Source organism: Lentzea sp. NPDC102401 (genome assembly GCF_044765805.1).
Classification (GTDB): domain Bacteria; phylum Actinomycetota; class Actinomycetes; order Mycobacteriales; family Pseudonocardiaceae; genus Lentzea; species Lentzea sokolovensis.
The window spans coordinates 197,517-216,870 of the sequence record NZ_JBIWKS010000002.1 but is presented as its reverse complement, the minus strand read 5'-3'; the positions used below and the strand labels follow the sequence as shown (position 1 = coordinate 216,870).

Sequence of the window (19,354 nt, the reverse complement as noted above, 5' to 3'; positions counted from 1 at the left end):
TGGTGTTGTTCAGCCGGTTCCGCGAAGCCGGTATAGTTATACCGGCACCCGCTGATGGAGGAACACGTTGATCGAGCTCAAGTCGCCCGCGGAGATCGAGCGCATGCATGTCACCGGCCAGTTCATCGCGGAGGTGCTCGACGAGCTCTCCGCCAGGGCCGCGGTGGGCGTGAACCTGCTAGACCTCGAGCATCACGCGCGTCACATGATCGAGGAGCGCGGCGCCGTGTCCTGTTACTGGGACTACTCGCCGTCGTTCGGGCGTGGGCCGTTCCGCAACGTGACCTGTCTGGCCGTCAACGACGCGGTGCTGCACGGGCTGCCCAAGAGCTACGTGCTGGAGGACGGTGACGTGCTGACGATGGACATCGCGGTCACCGTCGACGGGTGGGCGGCTGACTCGGCGATGACCGTTGTCGTCGGTACACCGCGTGAGGAGGACCTGCGGCTGGTCCGGGCCACCGAGGTGGCGCTGGCGGCCGCGATCGAGGTGGCGCAGGCCGGTAACCGCATCGGGGACATCTCCGCGGCGATCGGTGAGGTCTGCACCGGGCTCGGGTACACGCCCAACCTCGAGTTCGGCGGGCACGGCATCGGGCGCACCATGCACGAGGCGCCGCACGTGGCCAACAACGGGCGTCGGCGGCACGGGATGAAGCTCAAGCCCGGGCTGACCATCGCGATCGAGCCGTGGCTCGCCGCCACGACCGACCAGATCATCTACGACGAGGACGGCTGGACGTTGCGTTCGGCCGACGGGTCGCGCACGGCGCACTCGGAGCACACCGTCGCGATCACCGAGGACGGGCCGTTGGTGCTGACGCGCCGCAAGAGCGAACTGAGGCCTCAGACGGGGTCTGAGGCCTCCGAGTCGACTCAGGCGCGGTTGCCGTAGTCCACGAGCTCGACCAGCAGGCCCGTCGACGGCCCGAGGTGCGCGAACGCCACCCGCAGCCCGGGCCGTCCACCCTGGCACGGCTTCTCGTCGACGAGGATCGCGCCGCGGTCCTGCAGCGCCGCCAGGTCCGCGTCGATGTCGTCCACCTCGAACGCCACGTGGTTCAGGCCTGGGCCGAGCCGCGCGAGGTGTCCGTGGACGGCGGCGTCGGGACGCACCGGCGCGACCAGTTCGATCGACGTGGTGTCGCCGGGGCACTGCCAGAACGAGGTCGCCACGCCGTAGACGTCGACGTCGTCCTCGTAGGTGCACTTCAGGTCCATCAGGCCCATGCCGGACGCGGCGGCCTTGATGTCGTTGGTGACCACGCCGACGTGGTCGATGCGCAGGATCATCCCGACTTCTCCTGCGCGCTCGACACGGCGGCGACGAGGCTGCCGACGTCCTTGATCGCGAAGTACTCCTGCAGGTCGAGGCGCACCGCGAACTTCTGCTCGATGCCGGTGAGCAGGCGCAACGCGTCGTAGCTCGTCCAGTTGGCGAGCGCGTCGAACCGCGCGTCGGCCGAGATGTCCTCGGCCGGCAGGTCCGTCACCTGGCCCACGAGGTCCGCGACCTCCACGAAAACCTCAGACATCGGCCGACTCCCTTTCCACGACGAGGTTCGTCCACGCGGGACTGATCTGCGGCCGCGGCTGCAGCGGCAGTGCGAAACGGCCTTCCGCCAGGCGTTCGAAACCGGCGTCCGGGTAGAACGCGGCCGCGGCCTTGTTCCGGTCGGTGGCCGCGAAGTCGGCCTCCAGCCGCACGGCGCCCGAGGACGCGGCGCGGTCGGCGATGTGCTGCACGACGGTGTGCTCGACGCCGCGGGTGAAGACCCGGCAGCTCATCACGAAGTTCTCGACGAGCCAGTGGTCGTGGTGCTTCGACACCCAGACGCCGCCGACGATGCCCTCGGCGCCGAACCGGTCCGCGACCTCGAAGACCAGCACGACGTGGTCCTCGGACGCGGCCATCTCCCGCGTGCGGGACTCGGCGTGCGAGGTGCCGATCATGTTGAACTGGTTGGTGCGCTGGCCGAGCTGGACGAGCCGCGGCAGGCTGAACTCGTCGGCCTCGCGGACCGAGACCTGGATCTCCAGGCTGCGCAGGTAGTCCTGCACCGAGCTGAACGAGCCGGCGAACTCGGTGCGTTCGGCACGGGCCTTGTAAAGCTGCGTGCGGTCGCGGTCGGTCGCCGTGGTGGTCAGCACGTCGAACGAACCGTTGCGCTGCAACGCCGTCACGTGGTCGGCCGGATCGCCGTTCAGGTGCACGACGGTGACCTCGGGAATGGAACCGCGGACGAGCTGCGTCTCGAACGTGCTGTCGTCGGCGAAGACGAAGCTGTCCAGGCCGAGGTTGAGGCGGCTCGCGAGCCCGCGGATGTTGTGGTCCTTGGGCTGCCAGTCGACCGCGCTCGCCGCGATGTCGGCGGGGCGGATCACCATGTCCGGGTGGTCGTTCAGGACCTCGTCGACGATCGCGGCCTCGTTCTTGCTGGCCAGCGCCAGCACCACACCCTGCTTGCGCAGCTGGACGGCACGGCGCTGCATCTCGCGGAACGCGTTGCCGGGGTACATCGAGCCGATCTGGATGCCGCTCGGGCCGTCGTCACCGACGACACCGCCCCACAGCGTGTTGTCCAGGTCGAGCACCAGGACCTTCTTGGCCAGGCCGAGGAACGCGCGGCAGAAGTTCGCGGCTTCGGCGGCGTAGACCTGCTCGACCTCGGGTGTCCAGGCCGCGCTGGCGAACCGGTACAGCCGTTCGTCGCGCAGCCGAGCCGGGGCGTCGACCAGGTACGCCTCCAGGTCCAGCGCGTGCACCTGGTCGTGGCGCAGGGCCATGCCGAGCAGGTCGCTGTTCAGGTCGCGCCAGGCCCGGCCCAGCGCGGCCCTGCAGTCGAACGCCACGACACCGCGCATCTCCACCGGCGACAACGGCACGGTGTGCACGAGAACCGCGCTGCCGGAGCGTTCGGTGAAGGCGCGGACCAGGTTGTCGAACATCGACGAGCGGCCGCGGACGTTGTTGTCGAACGACTCCACGTCGTCCCATTCCGCCGGGACGAACCAGTCGTCGTGCAGCAGGCAGAGCGTCACCTGCGGTGCGAACGACGCCAGCGGCGAGTCGGGGCTGCTCAGGTCGACGGCCAGCTGGTCGAAGCCGGACACGTGGATCTCCGGCGCGATCCCCTTGCCCAGCAACGCGACCCGCAACAGCGGTGCGACTCCGGACGCGGTGAACGTGCCGGTGATCGCGATCTTCACCGGCTTGAGCTCGCCCAGCAGCCCCGCCGGTACCTTCGCGAGCAGCCGCCCGGCTTCGAGCAACGCCGGAATGTCCCTCAACTGCTGGAGATCGGTCAGCAGCGCCGGGTCGGCGGCGGCGTCCGGTCTCGTCAACTGGCGGATCCGCGCCAGGATCTCTTTGGTCTCCACGATGTTCTCCCCCTCAGATCGCCAGAAGCGTGCACAGCCAGTGCATGCCGCTGGCCGTGCTGGTCAGCGCCACGACGTCGCCCTCGGTGAGCTCCTCCGTCGTGAGGTAGTGCTCCAGCGACATCAGCTGGTCGGCGCACCCGACGTGCCCGTACGCCTGCGAGACCTCGGTGTTCGTCCACTCAGGACCCTGGTCGAGGTCCTTGGCCAGCAACGTCATCGCCGGCACGCTGTCGTGCAGGTGCAGGAGCTTGCGCAGGTCGGCGGGCGTGATGCCGGCCCGCTTGCAGGCCCGGCGCACGACCTCGTGGTTGTTCGTGCGGATCGTCGAGACGAACTCGAACATCTTGCGGATGTCGCCCGCGAAGAACTCCTCGAGCCGCTTCTGCGGGCTCTTCACGCCCACGTCCGCCTGCCCGGCGAAGGGCCTGGCCGCGGCGCCGACGTCCATCATCATGAAGTCGGCGTACCGGCCGTCGCTGATGATCTCGGTGTTCAGCCACCGGTTGCGCGGGTGGTCACGCTGGACCACCGCTGCCGCCGCACCGTCGGAGAAGATGCTGGTGTTGATCTCCATCCGGTTCCAGTACGGCTCGCACACCCGGTTGGCGCCGATGATCAGCGCCGTGCGGTAGTCCGGGTGCGTGGCGAACTTGCCGGCGACGACGTCGAACGCGGCCACTCCCCCGCCGCACGCCTGGGTCAGCAGCACGTTCTCCGACCCGTTCGCGCCGATCTTGGCCTGGGTGGCGCCCGCGGCGTCCCAGTACAGGTGCTCGGACAGGTCGGACATCGCCAGCACGATCAGGTCGACCTCGTGCGGCTGGACGCCCGCGTTGCTCAGCGCCTTGGCACCGGCCTCGGCGGCCAGGTCGGTGAGGCCGACACCGTCCTTCGCGCGGTGGAACGTCCGGTAGCCCCAGCCGAGCACGCGGTCGACGTCGCCGGTGTAGCCGGCGGCGGCGGACGCCACGTCCACGGGATCCCCGAGAACGTGGCCGAGCGACATGATTCCGAAGTGGACGGTCACGGGATCTCCTCGATTCTGGCTCCGGCGTCCGTCAGGAATCCGGCGGTGATCTGGTTGTGCGGGGTGCGGCGGTGCCGGAAGGCGATGTCGCCGTGTTCTTCGCGCAGCCGCTGGAGCACGACGTCCTCGACTCCCTTGCCGAGCACGACGCAGGACAGTGAGAACACGTCCACGACGCCGTCCGCGGTGATGCCAACGGCGCCGCTGACGCCGTACGAGCCGAACTTGTCGCTGACGCGCACCGCGAACACCTCGCGGTCCTCGGACAGGTCGAGCTTCTCGTTGCCCAGCGTGAAGTCCTTGGCCCTGGACACGACCTCGACGACCTTGGCGGCCGAGTCGGGCCCCACGGGCTGAAGGTCGACCTCGACGTTCAGTCCCGCCATGAAGTCGTCCAGCGAGACCGTCTCCCTGGCGGTGCGCCGAACGCGCTGGACGGTGACCTCAGGGGCGGGAAGGCGGTCCAGCAGCCCGGACCGGACGAGCTCGTCCCGCCACGCGTCGGGCTTGGCGCCCAGCCGCAACAGGACCGCGGACTCGGCGGGGACACCGGCCGCCACGGCCAGCGCCGCGACCTCCTCCGTGCCCGTCCGCACCACGACCCTGGCACCGGACTCGCGCAGCCGGTTCACCGGCTCGTCGAACGCGGCGACCGAGTCCTGGTCCACCACGACGACCCGCGGCGTCAGCCCGTACACCGCCCGGAGCACGCCTGCGAGCTGAGCTCCCAGCTCGCCGAACACCGCCTCGGTGTACGGGATCTTGGCGAACTTGAACATCGCGGCGTGATGGGCCTTGGCCGTGCCGACCGCGCGGATCGCCTGCTCGGCGTCGACCACCCAGGCGTCCGGACGACCTGCCAGCTCGGCCCGGATCGCTTCCCTGCCCTCGTGGGCCGCGGCGGCCGTTCCCGCGGCCCGCCCGTCGTCGAGGTGCCCGAACGCCCGTTCCTCCGGCACCGCGGGCAGCACGACGACCAGGAACGACTTCCAGCGCCGTGCCGCCGACAGCGCGGCGTCGACCGCGGTCTGGAGCTCGTCACCCAGTTCCTCGAACCGGGGAGCCACGACGAGCACGTCCGGCCTCGCCAGCGCCATCGCCGACGTGTCGTCCAGGCACTGCCGCACGATCTGGTTGAACGGCGCGGTGCTGAAAGAGACCGGCAGTCCGGCGTCGTGCAGTGCGACACCGACGTACGGCATCAGCGGGTCGATCGTGTAGCTCGCCAGCAGCCCCACACTCACGACTGGGCGGACTTCGGTCTTCGCGATCTCCTGCCAGCGCAGACGCACGTCCATCAGACCTCGACCCCCTTGGCCCGCAGCACTTCCCGGACGTCCCGGACGGTGCGCGCGTCGGCGATCTCCTCATAGTCGAACGACAGTCCGTAGGCCTCCTCCAGCATCACGATCAGCTGGATGTGGCGCATGCTGGTCCAGCTCGCCAGCGTGTCCTGGCCGGCGTCGTCGGTGACGTGCGCCGGATCGACGTCCAGCGCTCCGGCCACCACATCGGTGAACGTCATGACCGTCCTCTCAGGCTGAGCGGGCGCATGTCCGTCCACACGCGACCGATGTGCGCCAGGCACTCGTCCTTCGTTCCGCTGACCCCCGCGTCCCGCCACCCCGGCGCGTTGTCCTTGTGCGCGGGCCAGAGCGAGTACTGCTCTTCGTCGTTGATGACGACTCGATGAGTCATGTCGGCTCCTCAGTCGGCCAGCGCGGGCTGGCGGTCGAGCGGCTTGGCTTCCGGCTCCGGCTCGTGGTCCGGGACAAGGGTCTCGACCTCGCGGACGTTGCGGCTGAAGAAGCCCGCGACACCGACACCCGCGCCGAGCACGCCGACGACCACGAACAGCAGCCCGATGCCCGAACCCGGTCCGGTGCCGACCAGCCAGCCGAACGTGTCGGCCAGTGCCGTGTCTCCGCGCATCGCCGGTTCCAGCACCTTGTCCACCAACGGGCCCGCCGCGGCGAAACCGATCGGGACCGACAGGTTCTCGAAGAAGTTGCGCGCCGCGAAGACGCGGCCCTGCACCGCGGGGTCGACCTTCTCCTGCCAGATGGTCTGCGCGAGACCGTCGATGAACGGGATGGTCAGCTCGACGAAGAACATCGCCGCGGCCCACGCGATCAGGCCGTCACCGACGCCGTAGAGGATCCGGCCGACGATGCTGAACACCAGGATCGCGCCGAGCACCACCAGCATCTTGCGCCGGGGCGGCTTCATGAAGGCCAGCAACGTACCGCCGAGCACACCACCGACCGCGCCGATGCTCTGCACCAGGCCGAGCGTGCCCTCGTCACCCAGCGTGCGGGCCAGCACCAGCGGCACGATCAACGCCCACGCCAGCGCGGCCAGGAGGCTGATGGAGAACAGCACGATCTGCACGGCCAGCAGCGGCGGGCGTTCGACGATGTAGCGGAACCCGAACACGCAGTCCTGCCAGAAGGTGGTCTTCTCGCGGTCCTGCCCCGGCACCCGCGGGATGGTCACCACGAGCACCGTGATGATCGCGGCCACGTAGGTGAGCCCGTCGACGAGCAGGATCAGCTTGATGCCGGTCAGCCCGAGCAGGGTGGCGGCGAACGCCGGCGCGAAGATCACCGGGAAGCTCTTGACCGACCACATCATCGCGTTGGCCCGCAGGAACTTGCCCTTCTCCATCATCAGCGCGATGGTCGCCCCGAACGCGGGCCCCTGGATCGCGAGCAACGCGCCGGTCAGCACGTTCACGAGGTAGAGGTGCCACAGCTGGGTCGAGTCGGTGAGGAAGAGCGCCAGCAGGATGAACGTGACGGCGATCGACCCGATCTCACTGACGATGATCGACGTCTTGCGGCTCCACCTGTCGATCAGGCTGCCCGCGATCGGGCTGAACAGGACCGTCGAGCCGAAGCCGCAGAACATCATCAGCGCCATCGCCGTGGCCGAACCGGTGTGCTGCCACACCCAGATGCTGAGCGCGAAGTTCGTCATGCGGGTGCCGAGCGCGGACAGCAGCTGTCCTACCCACATGATCGTGAACGCGCCGAATCCCGAAGGCTTGGGCATTACCTCATCCTGTTCTGGTCAACGAGCCGGCGAAGCAGCTCTTCGATGTCGCCGAGCATCCGGCGCGCGGTCTCGGGCAGGTACATCTCGGTGCCGTAGTTCATCTCGACGCGGATCCGGCCGTCGACGAGCGATCCGACGACGTCGATCCGGCCGGGCCACACCGTTCCCTTGTCCTGCAGGACACCGAGTTCGGACTGGCACAGGTCGAACAGCTCGTCGGCGCTGGAGAGGTCGGTGAACCCGAACGCGCCGGCGTAGTTCACGGTCAGCTGCGGGTTCGGCGTCTCCAGGCGTTGCCGCACAGCGGGATCCGGGTTGTTGTAGCGGAGCAGGCCGTAGCCGATGCCGTTGACCGGCACCCGCCTGAGCTGGTCCGCGAGGGAGACGATCGCGGCCGTGTCGCCCGCGTCGGGCAGCGTGAGCCGGACCGGGTACATGACCTGGAACCAGCCGACCGTGCGGGACAGGTCGAGGCCGTCGAACAACGCCTCCCGGCCGTGTCCCGTGGTCGCGATCGTCCATTCAGGACTGCCGAACCGGTCGGAGGCCATCCGCACGGACGCCCACACCAGCAGGTCGCTCACGCCGACCTGGTGTGCCTTGGCCAGCTCGCGCAGGCGCGCGGTGGTCTCGGCGTCGATCGTCGTGTGGATGTCCTGCATGACGCCGAACGTGTTCCGGCCGGGCAGGTCGGCGGTGATCTCCTCGGTTCCGGGGGCCTGGCGCTCCCAGTACTCCAGCTCCTCCAACGGCTTCGGGCCGCGGGCGTACTCGTCGATCTTCAGCGCCCAGTCCCTGAACGCCGTCGTCTTCTGGCCGAGGTCGGCCTTGCGGCCCGCGAGGACCTGGCGCAGCGCGTTCTGGAAGTCCTCCAGGATCAGGCTGCGGGAGATGCCGTCGGTGACCAGGTGGTGGCAGATGACCATCACGCGGTCGGGCCCGTGCCCGCCGAGTCCGAAGTGGACGACCTTGGCCAGCGGGCCGTCCGCGACGTCCAGCGTCGGGTGGACCTCGTTGAGGTGGTCCTCGATGGCCTGTTCGTGGTCGGTGGCGCCGGAGACGTCGAACGACACGAACGGCATCGCGCCCTCGACCGGGCCGTGCGAGGCGTGCCAGTCGATGCCCTCACGCCGGAACCGCAGACGCATTCCGTCGTGGTGGGCGACCAGCGCGTTCGTGGCCTGCTCCAACTGCTCCGGCGTGGCCGGGACGCGCAACTGCAGGTAGTAGGGGTGGTTGAAGTGGGCGGGCGCGACCATCGACGTCGCCAGTGCCTCGAAGAACCAGCGCTGGGCACCGGTCGCCGGGAAGTCGCCCTCGACGGGTCCCTGGTTCGCGACCTGCTGTGGTGCCTCCGAAGCGCACAGTTCGGCGATCGTCCGCTTGGCGGTGAGCTGGGCCGGGGTGAATTTGATCCCGGCCTGGTTCGCGAGCCACACCACCTGAATGGCGGTCATCGAGTCGCCGCCCAGCGCGAAGAAGTCGTCGTGCGGCCCGACCTCGGACAACTTCAGCACCTCGCACCACACGGCCGCAAGCGCTTGCTGCTCCTCGGACATCGGCACCCGCAGCAACTCGGCGATCGTCCGCTTCGCGGTGAGCTGGGCCGGGGTGAATTTGATCCCGGCCTGGTTCGCGAGCCACACCACCTGAATCGCGGTCATCGAGTCGCCACCCAGCGCGAAGAAGTCGTCGTGGACACCGACCTCCGACAGCTTCAGCACCTCGCACCACACGGCCGCGAGCGCGCGTTCCTCGTCGGTGCGCGGCGCTTCGGTCGTGCTCGTGTCCTCCGGCAGTTCGCCCGAGTGCACGAGCCGGGCGAGTGCGGTGCCCAGCACGACGTCCTGGTCGCCCTCGGCCGTCAGCAGGTCGACGACGGACACCGCCGGGAAGCGCCGGGCGAGGCGGTCGGTCGCGTGCCCGAACACACCGGGCCACGGCTTCTCGTCACGCTCGGACGTGGCCAGCACCGCCAGCCCCGAGCCCGTGCGCCCGGTCCACCGCTCGATCGCCGAGCACAGCCGCGCGAAGGCGTTCTCGAACTCGCCGACGCCGCCGTCGAACAGGTCCTCCCAGCGCAGCACCAGCGCGGTCGTCTCGCGTTCCACACCGTCGAGCCCGGCCTCCGGGTCCAGCAGCGGTCGCAGGACCTGACCCGCCGGCGTGGTGCGGACCGTCATCGGCAGGTCGAGCTTGTCCGCCCACGTCGACAGCACCGGCAGCACGCCGTCGAGCGGTCGCGACGACACGATGCTCAGCGGGCAGCCATCCACAGTGGACTCGACCCGCTCGACGACGATCTGCGCGTCCGGTGCCTCGACCAGCTCGGTGAGCTGCGAGACGAACGACTCCAGCAGCTCGTCCGCTCCACAGGGCGTGAGCAGGTCGGCGCTGTACTCCAGGGTCGCGGCCAGCTCGCCGTTCTCGGTCGTCAGCGTGAGGAACAGGTCGAAGTCGAGGCTGGTGACCGGCACCTCCAGCGGCACGAGGTCGAGCCCCGGCCACGACATGGCGTCTTCGGGCAGGTCCGCGTAGTTGAAGGCGCACTGGTAGACCGGGTGCCGCCCCTTCTGCCGCGGCAGCACGTGGGCGACGCTGGAGAACGGCACGTCGGCGTGCTGGTAGCCGTCGACCATCGAGCGGTGCACCCGTTGCAGGATCTGCCGGAACGTGAGGCGTCCGGCCAGGTCGACGCGGATCGGCAGCAGGTCGGTGAAGCAGCCGATCAGGTGCTCGACCTCGGGACGCGGCCTGCCCTGCTGCGGCACGCTCAGCACGACGTCGGGCTGCGCGCTGCGACGGTAGAGCACCACCGCGTACGCCGCGAGCAGCGTGGCGAACGGCGTGCTGCCCTCGGCGCGGGCCAGTTCCTTGAGCGCCTCCGCGACCTTTCCCGGCACCTCGGACGACGTGCGGCGTGTCTCGTTGCGCTCGGGACGTTCCGCCGGCACCTCCAGCTGCGACGGGGCGTCGACGAGGTACGAGCGCCAGTGGTTCAGGTGCGGTTCGAGCGCGTCCTCGGTGAGGAGTTCCTGTTGCCACGCCGCGTAGTCCGCGTACTGGACCGCCAGCTCGGGCAGGTCGCCCTGGGCGTAGCAGGCGGACAGCTCGGCGAGCAGCACGCCCCAGGACGTGTTGTCGCAGACGATGTGGTGCATGCCGAGCAGCAGGTGGTGCTCGTTCGCACCGGTCCGCACCAGCCGTACTCGCAGCAGCGGCCCGTTCTCCAGGTCGTACACGTGATTCGTGTGCTCGACCAGGAACTCTTCGGGCGAGCCGACGGACTCGGGCAGCCAGCAGTCCATGTCCGGATGCACGACCATGACCGGCCGGCCGTCCTGCTCAGCGAACGTCGTGCGCAGGATCTCGTGCCTGCGCACGACTTCCGCGACCGCACCGCGCAACGCCGGAACGTCCAGCGAGCCGCGCAGCAGGACCGCGAACGTCGTGTTCATCCTGGTCGTGGTGGTGTCGAGCTGGGTCGCCGCCCACATGCGTTGCTGGATCGCCGACAGTTCGAGAGCGTTGGCGCGGGAGACCGGCGACAGCGGATGCCCGGTCTCCTGCGGCTCGTCGACGAGCGCGGCCAGCGCCTCGACGGTCGGGTGGGTGAACAGCGCGTGCAGCGACACGTCGACGCCGAACTCGGCGAACACCTTCGACAGCAGCTGCGTCGCGAGCAACGAGTGGCCGCCCAGCGCGAAGAAGTCGTGCGTCACGCCGACCTCGTCGAGCTTGAGCACCTCCCGCCACACCTTCGCGAGCCGTTCCTCGGTCCTCGTCCGCGGCGCAACCGGGGGCGTGTCGATCGCGACGGCCCTGATGGCGGGCGCGGCACGGCCGGCCAGCGACGCCGGGTCGCCGAGCGCGGTCTCCAGCAGGTGCAGGCGATTCGCGCCGGGGTGCAGCTTGCGGGTCAGCAGGATCGCCAGCGCGGCGAACATCTCCTGCGTGTAGGGGACGTGCCCGAGCTTGTCGGCCTGCGGGTCGAACGTGCCGCTGACCGGCAGCGCCTTGGCCCAGTCCGTGAACCACACGGCGTGCACGCCCTCGGTCTGGTCCGCGAGCACCGCCAGCCGGTCGTCGAGGTGACCGAACGTCTGCTCGGACGGGCACACGACGAGGAACAGCGGCGCGTCCGACCGTTGCCGGTAGGCCGTGACCGCGGTCTCCAGATCCTGCCAGTTCGCCTCTACGGCGTCGCCGTGCCGCAGCCAGTCCTGCCAGCGCAGCAGCACGACGTCGGCGAGCCTGCCGCCGTCACCGGCGAGCAGGTGCCGCACGATCTGCTGGTAGGGCGCCAGTTCGACGTCGACGGGCAGCCGCAGCACGCCGTTGAGCACGTCGAGCGGCTCGCGCACGGGATCCGCGGTGAACGTGGCCGCGATCGAGATCCGTTCCCTGTTCCTCAGCGGCTGCCCCGACACCAGCCCGGTCAGCGCGGTGAGGAACTGCTCGCCCAGCTCGCTGACGGTCTCGCCGAGATAGAGATCCGCGTTGTAGCCGAGGACCCCGCGCAGTTCGCCGTCCACTCTGGACAGAACGACGAACAGGTCGAAGTCGGTGAGGCCGTTGTCGACCTCGAACGGGCTGAACTCGACACCGTTCGCCACCCGTGCGGCCGGCGCCTCGGTGAGGCTGAGCATGGCCTGGAACAACGGGTTCTGGCTCGGGTCGCGCGGCGGGTCGACGGCCTCCACCACCCGTGCGTAGGGCGCGTCCTGATGCGAGTAGGCCTCGCTGATCGCGCGGTGCGTGCCCCGGACGACCTCGCTCGAGTCACCGTCCAGATCGACCCGCAGCACCAGCATGTTCGCCAGCGAGCCGATCATCGTCTCCAGCTCTGGACGCCCGCGACCGCTGACGGGCATGCCGAGCAGCACCCGTTCCTGCCCGATCAGCGCCGCGAACCCGCTGAGCACCACGGCGTTCAGCGACACACCGAGCTCACGAGCCTTCGCGGCGAGCCGCTCGGTCAGGTCCTTCGGGACGACGAAGTGGTGCCGTCCCCCGGTGTGCGTCTGGACGGCCGGGCGCGGCAGGTCGGACGGCACGGTGGACCGGGCCGGGCTGCCGGCGAGTTTCTCCCGCCAGTAGGCCAGGTGCTCGTCCATCACGTCGTCGGTCAGCCTGCGTCGTTCGGCCGCCGCGTACCGGCCGAACGACGTGGTCAGTTCGGGCAGCGTCTCGCCGCCGTAGTACGCGACGAGGTCGGCGCCGAAGACCTCGGCCGACGCCGCGTCGAACACGATGTGGTGCGCGGTCACCAGCAGGAGGTGCTCCTGCTCGCCGAGCACCACGAGCCGGAACGCCACCAGCGGTCCCGCGCTCAGGTCGAACACGTGCCGGGCGTGCTCCAGCGCGATCTCCTGGGCCCGCTCGGGGTACTCCGACAGGTCGGTGACCTCGATGGCGATCGACACGGTGTCGCGCACCCGCTGCCGCAGCTCGCCGTCACGCTCGAAGAACGTGGTGCGCAGCGCGGAATGCCGGTCCACGACCCGGCCGACGGCCAGTTCGAGGGCGGTGCGGTCGAGCGGCCCGGTGAGCCTGAGCCCGAACGGGATCGCGTAGGCGGGGTTGCCGGGGTTGAGGCGGTCGAGGAACCAGAGCTGTTCCTGGGTGAACGACACCGGCTGCGAGCGGTCGGCGTTGCGCAGCCGCAGGGCCAGCAGCTGGCGCTGTTCCTCGGTCAGTGAGCTGGTCAGGTGGTCTGTCATGACTGGGAGATCTCCTGGGCGTCCCGCTCGCGGTCCAGTTCGGCCCGCAGCTCTTCCGGTGACATGTCGCGGATCTCGGCGAGCAGCCGCGCGAACTCGTCGTCCTGCGCCGGCGCGGCGTCGGCGCGCAACTGGTCGATCCTGGCTGCCAGCTTCGAAGGCGTTGGTGCCTCGAAGATCGCGGCCGCGGGCAGCGTGACGCCGAGCTCGGCCGTGATCCGCGCGAGGATCTGCGTGGCCAGCAACGAATGCCCGCCCAGCTCGAAGTAGTCGTCGTTCGGGCCGATGTGCGCGATGCCGAGCAGTTCCCGCCAGATGCCGGTGATCACGGCCAGGTCGCCGCCCACAGCGGTGTCGGCCGCCTGGGACAGCACCTCGATGACTTCGATCTCGCGCGGTGCCGTACCGGGAAGATCGACCCAGTGGCGTGCCCGCTCGAACGGGTACTGGGGCAACGGAACCCGGCGCCTGCGCTCGTCCGCCGTCAGCGCACCGAGATCCACCTCGGCGCCAGCGATCCACAGCCTGCCGGCCGCGGCCAGCATCGTGTCGAGGTCGTGCTTGTCCTCACGCGGGTGCCGAAGCGACCCGAACGCCTTCGCGCCGCCGAGATCGTGCTGGCGTGCCAGGGTGGTCAGCACGTTGCCGGGCCCGACCTCCAGCACGGTGACCGATTCGGTGAGCATCGCCCGAAGTCCTTCGCTGAACCGGACGGCGGCACGGGCGTGCCGCGCCCAGTAGCCGGGCTCGGTGGCCTCCTCCGCGGTGATCCACGTGCCCGACACGTTGGAGATGAAGGGAATCCGCGGCGCGCGCAGCTCGACCTGGCTCACCAGCGCGGCGAACTCGCCGAGCATCGGGTCGATCATCGACGAGTGGAACGCGTGCGAGGTGTGCAAACGGCGGCTGGTGACGCTCAGCCCCGCCTCGAACCGCTCGATCGCCTCGAACGTGCCCGCGACCGTGCTCATGTTCGGCGCGTTGCTCGCCGCGAGGCACACGTCCTCCGGCAGCACCAGATCGTCGGCCCCCAGCGGCACCGACAGCATCGCGCCCGCGGGCAGCGCGTCCATCAGCTCACCGCGTGCCGCCACCAGCTTCAGCGCGTCCTCCAGGGAGAACACCCCGGCCAGGCACGCCGCCACGTACTCGCCGACGCTGTGCCCGAGCATGGCGCTCGGCCGCACACCCCAGTGTTCCCAGAGCTTCGCGAGCGAGTACTCGACCGCGAACAGCGCGGGCTGGGTGTACTTCGTGCGGGTCAGCCGGTCCGCGTCGGCGAGCACCTCGTTCAGGTCGAACGGCAGCAGCGCGGCGCACTCGTCCAGCGCGGCCCGGAACACCGGCTCCTCGTCCGCGAGCTGGGAGGCCATGCCCGCGTACTGGGAACCCTGGCCGGGGAACAGGAAGACGGTGTCGCGCCGATCACCAGTGCCGATCCACGCCTCGGAGAGCGCGGCGTGTGCCGTGCTCTCCCCCACGACAGCGGCCATCCGGTGCCTCAGCACCCGCCGACCCGTCCTCAAGGTGTGCGAGACGTCCGCGAGCTCCTGACCCCCAACGGCCAAGTGGTCGGCGAGCTGCTCGCGGCTCTCCTCCAACGACTTCTCGCTCGCGGCCGACAGCACCAGCAGGTGCCGTGACCTGCTCGACGGCATCGGTTCGGGCGACGGCGGCTCCTCCAGCACGGCGTGCGCGTTCGTGCCGCCCATGCCGAACCCGCTGACCCCGGCCCGGCGCGGCCCCGATCCCGGCCACGGCAGTGCCTCGCGGTTGACGAAGAACGGGCTGTTCTCCAGCCCGGTCTCGGGGTTGGGCGCGGTGAAGTACGGACTCGGCGGCACCACACCGTTCTGGACGGCGAGCGCGGCCTTGACGAACCCGGCGACACCGGCCGCCGCGTCCAGGTGCCCGATCAACGCCTTGACCGACCCCAGCGCACAGGCCTCGGGCGGGCTGACGAACGCCTGCGTCAGTGCGGCCACCTCGATCGGGTCACCGAGCGGCGTGGCGGTGCCGTGCGCCTCGACGTACCCGATCGTCGAGGAGTCCACTTCGGACAGATCGTGTGCGGCTCTGATGACTCGTGCCTGGCCGTTCACACTGGGAGCGGTGAAGCCCACCTTGTCCGCACCGTCGTTGTTGACCGCGGTGCCCTTCACGACGGCGTAGATCGTGTCGCCGTCGGCCATCGCGTCCTCCAGGCGGCGCAGCACCACGGCCGCGACACCGTTGCCCGCGACCACGCCGTGCGCGTCCACGTCGAACGGGAGGCAGCGTCCGTCTGCGGCGAGGATGCCGCCCTCGGTGTGTTGGTAGCCCTCGTGCACCGGCGGCCTGATCGACACGCCGCCGGCGAGTGCGACGTCGCAGTCGCGGCCCAGCAACGCCTGGCAGGCCACGTGGATCGTGACCAGCGACGACGAGCACGCCGTCTGCACGGTGATCGCGGGCCCGGTCAGGTCGAGGTGGTAGGCGACGCGGCTGGCGAGCGTGTCCTTGTCGTTGGCCAGCAGCAGGTCGAGCGGCTGCAACCCGCCCGGCACCGAGGGGTTGTTCCACAGGTGCCGCAGCAAATAGGTGTCGATGCTCGCCGACGCGTAGACGCCGACGTCCTGCCCACCGCCGAGGTGCCCGGCGTGTTCGAGCGCGTGCCAGGCGCACTCCAGGAACACCCGCTGCTGCGGGTCCAGCACGGCCGCGTCGCGCGGGCTGTAGCCGAACAGCTTGGCGTCGAAGAACTCGATGCCCTCCAGCGCGCCGCCCATGGGCACGAAACCCGGCTCCGCGCGCCTTTCCACGGACACGCCCGCGGCGTCGAGCTCCTCGTCGGTGAAGCGGCGCACGCCGACCTCACCAGCGAGCACGTTGGCCCAGAACTCATCCACGGTGGACGATCCGGGGAAGCGGCCGGCCATGCCGACGACCGCGATCTCCAGCCCGGTGTACTCGGTCACTTTCTCCCCCTTGCCAGCAATGCCTTCCGGCCACCGGCGGCCCGCGTCTCCACTTGGCCGCTTCCGTCGAAATGAGCGGCGAGCGCCCGAACAGTCGGGTAGGTGAACAACGTGACCGTCGGCACCTCCCGTGCGAACAACTCGGCCAACCTGCTCCGCGCCTTCACCAGCAGCACGGAGTTGCCGCCCAGGTCGAAGAAGTTGTCGTCGGCGCCGACCCGGTCCATCCGCAGGACCTCGCGCCACACGTCGGAGATCGCGCGCTCGGTCTGGTTGCCGGCGGGCACCACGACCCGTTCGGTGCGCACCGACTCCGGCTTCGGCAGCGCCCGGTGGTCGAGCTTCCCGTTGGGATTGCGCGGAATCGTCGGCACCTCGACGAACGCCGAGGGCACCATGTACTCGGGCAGCCCGCGCCGCAGGTGCGCCCGCAGCTCCGCACCGTCGATCCGGCACCCGTCCGCGGCCACCGCGTAGGCGACCAGCCGCACGTCACCCGGCACGTCCTCGCGAGCGATGACCACGGCCGCGCGCACCGAAGGGTGCTGACTCACCGCGGTCTGGATCTCGCCCAGCTCGATGCGGTAGCCGCGCAGCTTGATCTGGTCGTCCATCCGCCGCAGGAACTCGACCTGCCCGTCCGGCAGGAACCGCGCGAGGTCACCGGTCCGGTACAGGCGACCGGAACTGAACGGGTCGGACACGAACCGCTCGGCCGTGAGCTCCGGCCGGTTCAGGTAGCCGCGGGCGACCTGCACTCCGCCGAGGTACAGCTCCCCCGGCACTCCGACGGGCAACGGTTCCCGGTTCTCGTCCAGCACGTAGGCCGTGCTGCCCGTGATCGGACGGCCGATCGGCAACGGGCTCTCCGTGCCGTCGCACTCCGCGGCGGTGATCCAGATGCTCGCCTCGGTCGGCCCGTAGACGTTGACGAACCGGCGGCCCGGCGCCCACGCGGCGGCGACCTCGTCCGGGCAGGCCTCACCGCCGGCCATCAGCGTGCGCAGGCCCGGTACGAGTGCCGGGTCGGTCAGCCGCAGCACGGTCGGCGGCAGGCAGGCCATGTCGACGCGCTGCGAGGTGATCGTGCGGGCCAGGTCGGGGCCGGGCTGCAGGTCGTGCTGTGCGGCCAGCACCACGGTGGCGCCCGAGCGCAGCGTGACCATGATGTCGGCGACGGACACGTCGAAGCTGAACGACGCGAACTGCAACATCCGGTTGCCAGGCCCGATGCCGAGCATCCGGGCCAGCTCGTCCGCGAGGTTCACCACGCCCCGGTGCGGCAGCATGGCGCCCTTCGGCTTGCCCGTGGAGCCGGACGTGTAGATCACGTACGCCAGGTCGTCCGGTTCCACGCTCCGTCGCAGGCGCGCGTCCGGAACGCCCGAGAAGTCGGTCTCGTCCAACGGAATCGTCGGCACACCGGGAAAGCGTCCGGCCAGCGCCGCCAGCGTCACGACGACGCGCAGGCCTGAGTCGGAGACCATGTACGCCAGCCGATCCGCCGGGTACTCCGGGTCGAGCGGCACGTAGGCCGCTCCGGACTTGAGCACACCCTGTTGCGCCACCACGAGGTCCAGCGACCTCGGCAGGCTGATGCCGACGAAGTCGCCGCGGCCGATCCCGCGTGCCCGCAGCAGGTGCGCGAGCCGGTTCGCCCGCTCGTCGAGCTCGCGGTAGGTGAGCCGCTGGTCCTCGAACACCAGCGCCACGGCGTCGGGCGTGCGGTCGGCGGAGGCCTCGGCCAGTTCGTGCACCAGCACGCCGTCCAGCCGCGCGGAGGCCGGTGGATTCCAGTCCTCGACGATCTGCGCGCGCTCAGCGGCGGTGATCATCGTCAGCCGGCCGATCGGGCACGACGGGTCGGCGAGACCGGCGGTGAGCAGCGTTTCCAGGTGGCCGAGCAGGCGACGCGCGGTCGCGGGCTCGTACAACGCGCTGTCGAACTCCAGCAGGCCGGTGATCCCGCCCTCGGTGGACGTGACGCCCAGTTCCAGGTCCCACTTCGCGGTCCCGGAGTGCGACGCGACCCGTTCGACGGCGACACCGGGCAGCGCGAAGATCTCGTGCTGGCTGTCCTCCATGCCGACGATCGTCTGGATCACCGGCTGGTGCGCGGTGCTGCGCGGCGGGGCGAGGGCCTCGACGACCCGTTCGAACGGCAGGTCCTGGTGCTGCTGCGCGGCCAGCGTCGTGTCCCGCACCTGGTGCAGCAACGACCGGAAGGTCGCGGCGGAGTCCACACTGGACCGGATGGCGACGGTGTTGACGAAGAAGCCGATCGCGTTCTCGATCTCGGCCCTGCGGCTGCCGACGTTGGTGCCGACCACGATGTCGTCCGCGCCGGAGTACCGGTGCAGCAGGACGTTCCACGCGGTCAGCAGCACCATGAACGGCGTGACGCGCTCAGCCAGGCAGAACGCGTCGAGCCGCTCCTTGAGCGTGGCGGGCCAGGCGAACTCGACGGCACCGCCCCGCATCTTCATCACGGCCGGACGCGGGTGATCCGTCGGCAGTTCGAGCACCGGCGGCACCCCGGCGAGCTGCGTGGTCCAGTAGTCCAGCAGCCGAGTGCCGTCCTGACCACCGAGCCACTCGGTCTGCCAGCGGCTGAAGTCCAGGTACTGCGTCGGCGCCGGGCCGAGGTCCCGCGACTCGTAGGCGGCCCGCCACTCGGCGAACAGCAGCTGGGTGCTCCAGCCGTCGCAGACGATGTGGTGCATCGAGACGAGCAACAACGCGTCGGTCTCGTCGAACACCACCAGTTCGGCCCGCAGCAACGGACCGTCCGCCAGATCGAAGGGTTCCTGGGCGGCCTCAGCGGCACGAGCGACCACGAAGCCGTCACGGTCGGCGACGTCGACGTGGGTGACGACCAGCGAGAACTGCGGCTCCGGCAGGATCACCTGCCGCGGGTCGCCGTCGAGGTCGAGGAACACGGTCCGCAGCACCTCGTGCCGCCGGCCGATCTCCAGCAGCGCGGCCGCCAACGCGTCGCTGTCCACGGTCCCGCGCAGCCGGAAGGCGTACGGCACGTTGTAGACGGGGCTGCCGGGGTGCAACTGATCGAGCAGCCACAGCCGGCGCTGCCCGGACGACACCGGGTACACGCCGAAGTCCTCACCCCGCTCGGCGAGCTGCGCGAACACGGCCGCGCGCTTGTCGGGATCCAGCGCTTTCAAGCGCCGCAACACGTCCTGCACGAC

The 19,354-nt window shown here is 70.0% G+C and carries 12 protein-coding genes; 1 reads left to right on the top strand and 11 read right to left on the bottom strand.

Features of this window, described 5'->3' with window-relative positions:
* Nucleotides 1-67 precede the first annotated feature (67 nt).
* A complete protein-coding gene (gene map / locus ACIRG5_RS06950; protein ID WP_402901368.1) occupies nucleotides 68-895 on the top strand; it encodes a type I methionyl aminopeptidase in 828 nt (275 codons plus the stop codon).
* On the opposite strand, the gene ACIRG5_RS06945 is transcribed toward map, so the two are convergent.
* The 11 genes from ACIRG5_RS06945 to ACIRG5_RS06895 are packed head-to-tail and all read right to left on the bottom strand — an operon-like array spanning nucleotide 877 to nucleotide 19,351.
* Nucleotides 877-1,293, bottom strand: a complete 417-nt coding sequence (locus ACIRG5_RS06945) for a VOC family protein (protein WP_093588358.1) — start codon at nucleotides 1,291-1,293, stop codon at nucleotides 877-879. The two genes, map and ACIRG5_RS06945, sit on opposite strands and share 19 nt — an antisense overlap.
* On the bottom strand, nucleotides 1,290-1,535 hold the full coding sequence (locus ACIRG5_RS06940) for an acyl carrier protein (protein WP_093588359.1): 246 nt from the start codon (nucleotides 1,533-1,535) through the stop codon (nucleotides 1,290-1,292). Before ACIRG5_RS06940 ends, ACIRG5_RS06945 begins: the two co-directional genes overlap by 4 nt.
* A complete protein-coding gene (locus tag ACIRG5_RS06935; RefSeq protein ID WP_402901365.1) occupies nucleotides 1,528-3,381 on the bottom strand; it encodes an HAD-IIIC family phosphatase in 1,854 nt (617 codons plus the stop codon). Before ACIRG5_RS06935 ends, ACIRG5_RS06940 begins: the two co-directional genes overlap by 8 nt.
* Before the next feature lie 13 nt (nucleotides 3,382-3,394).
* Entirely contained in the window at nucleotides 3,395-4,411 is a 1,017-nt protein-coding gene (locus ACIRG5_RS06930) for a 3-oxoacyl-ACP synthase III family protein (protein ID WP_402901363.1), read from the bottom strand.
* Complete coding sequence (locus ACIRG5_RS06925) at nucleotides 4,408-5,709, bottom strand: hypothetical protein (protein WP_402901360.1); 1,302 nt, start codon at nucleotides 5,707-5,709, stop codon at nucleotides 4,408-4,410. Before ACIRG5_RS06925 ends, ACIRG5_RS06930 begins: the two co-directional genes overlap by 4 nt.
* A complete protein-coding gene (locus ACIRG5_RS06920; RefSeq protein ID WP_319973562.1) occupies nucleotides 5,709-5,936 on the bottom strand; it encodes an acyl carrier protein in 228 nt (75 codons plus the stop codon). The genes ACIRG5_RS06925 and ACIRG5_RS06920 overlap by 1 nt, the downstream gene beginning before the upstream one ends.
* Complete coding sequence (locus ACIRG5_RS06915; RefSeq protein WP_093588364.1) at nucleotides 5,933-6,109, bottom strand: MbtH family protein; 177 nt, start codon at nucleotides 6,107-6,109, stop codon at nucleotides 5,933-5,935. Before ACIRG5_RS06915 ends, ACIRG5_RS06920 begins: the two co-directional genes overlap by 4 nt.
* Nucleotides 6,110-6,118: 9 nt before the next feature.
* On the bottom strand, nucleotides 6,119-7,465 hold the full coding sequence (locus ACIRG5_RS06910; RefSeq protein ID WP_402901357.1) for an MFS transporter: 1,347 nt from the start codon (nucleotides 7,463-7,465) through the stop codon (nucleotides 6,119-6,121).
* On the bottom strand, nucleotides 7,465-13,191 hold the full coding sequence (locus tag ACIRG5_RS06905; protein ID WP_402901355.1) for a condensation domain-containing protein: 5,727 nt from the start codon (nucleotides 13,189-13,191) through the stop codon (nucleotides 7,465-7,467). Before ACIRG5_RS06905 ends, ACIRG5_RS06910 begins: the two co-directional genes overlap by 1 nt.
* Nucleotides 13,188-16,148, bottom strand: a complete 2,961-nt coding sequence (locus tag ACIRG5_RS06900) for a type I polyketide synthase (protein ID WP_402901352.1) — start codon at nucleotides 16,146-16,148, stop codon at nucleotides 13,188-13,190. The genes ACIRG5_RS06905 and ACIRG5_RS06900 overlap by 4 nt, the downstream gene beginning before the upstream one ends.
* Complete coding sequence (locus tag ACIRG5_RS06895) at nucleotides 16,145-19,351, bottom strand: amino acid adenylation domain-containing protein (protein WP_402901349.1); 3,207 nt, start codon at nucleotides 19,349-19,351, stop codon at nucleotides 16,145-16,147. Before ACIRG5_RS06895 ends, ACIRG5_RS06900 begins: the two co-directional genes overlap by 4 nt.
* Nucleotides 19,352-19,354: the final 3 nt, after the last annotated feature.

Bases quoted from the DNA above. Each gene is read 5' to 3' on its own strand.
- ACIRG5_RS06945 (WP_093588358.1), bottom strand. From the start codon at position 1,293: ATGATCCTGCGCATCGACCACGTCGGCGTGGTCACCAACGACATCAAG.
- ACIRG5_RS06940 (WP_093588359.1), bottom strand. From the start codon at position 1,535: ATGTCTGAGGTTTTCGTGGAGGTCGCGGACCTCGTGGGCCAGGTGACG.
- ACIRG5_RS06925 (WP_402901360.1), bottom strand. From the start codon at position 5,709: ATGGACGTGCGTCTGCGCTGGCAGGAGATCGCGAAGACCGAAGTCCGC.
- ACIRG5_RS06920 (WP_319973562.1), bottom strand. From the start codon at position 5,936: ATGACGTTCACCGATGTGGTGGCCGGAGCGCTGGACGTCGATCCGGCG.
- ACIRG5_RS06915 (WP_093588364.1), bottom strand. From the start codon at position 6,109: ATGACTCATCGAGTCGTCATCAACGACGAAGAGCAGTACTCGCTCTGG.
- ACIRG5_RS06910 (WP_402901357.1), bottom strand. From the start codon at position 7,465: ATGCCCAAGCCTTCGGGATTCGGCGCGTTCACGATCATGTGGGTAGGA.
- ACIRG5_RS06905 (WP_402901355.1), bottom strand. From the start codon at position 13,191: ATGACAGACCACCTGACCAGCTCACTGACCGAGGAACAGCGCCAGCTG.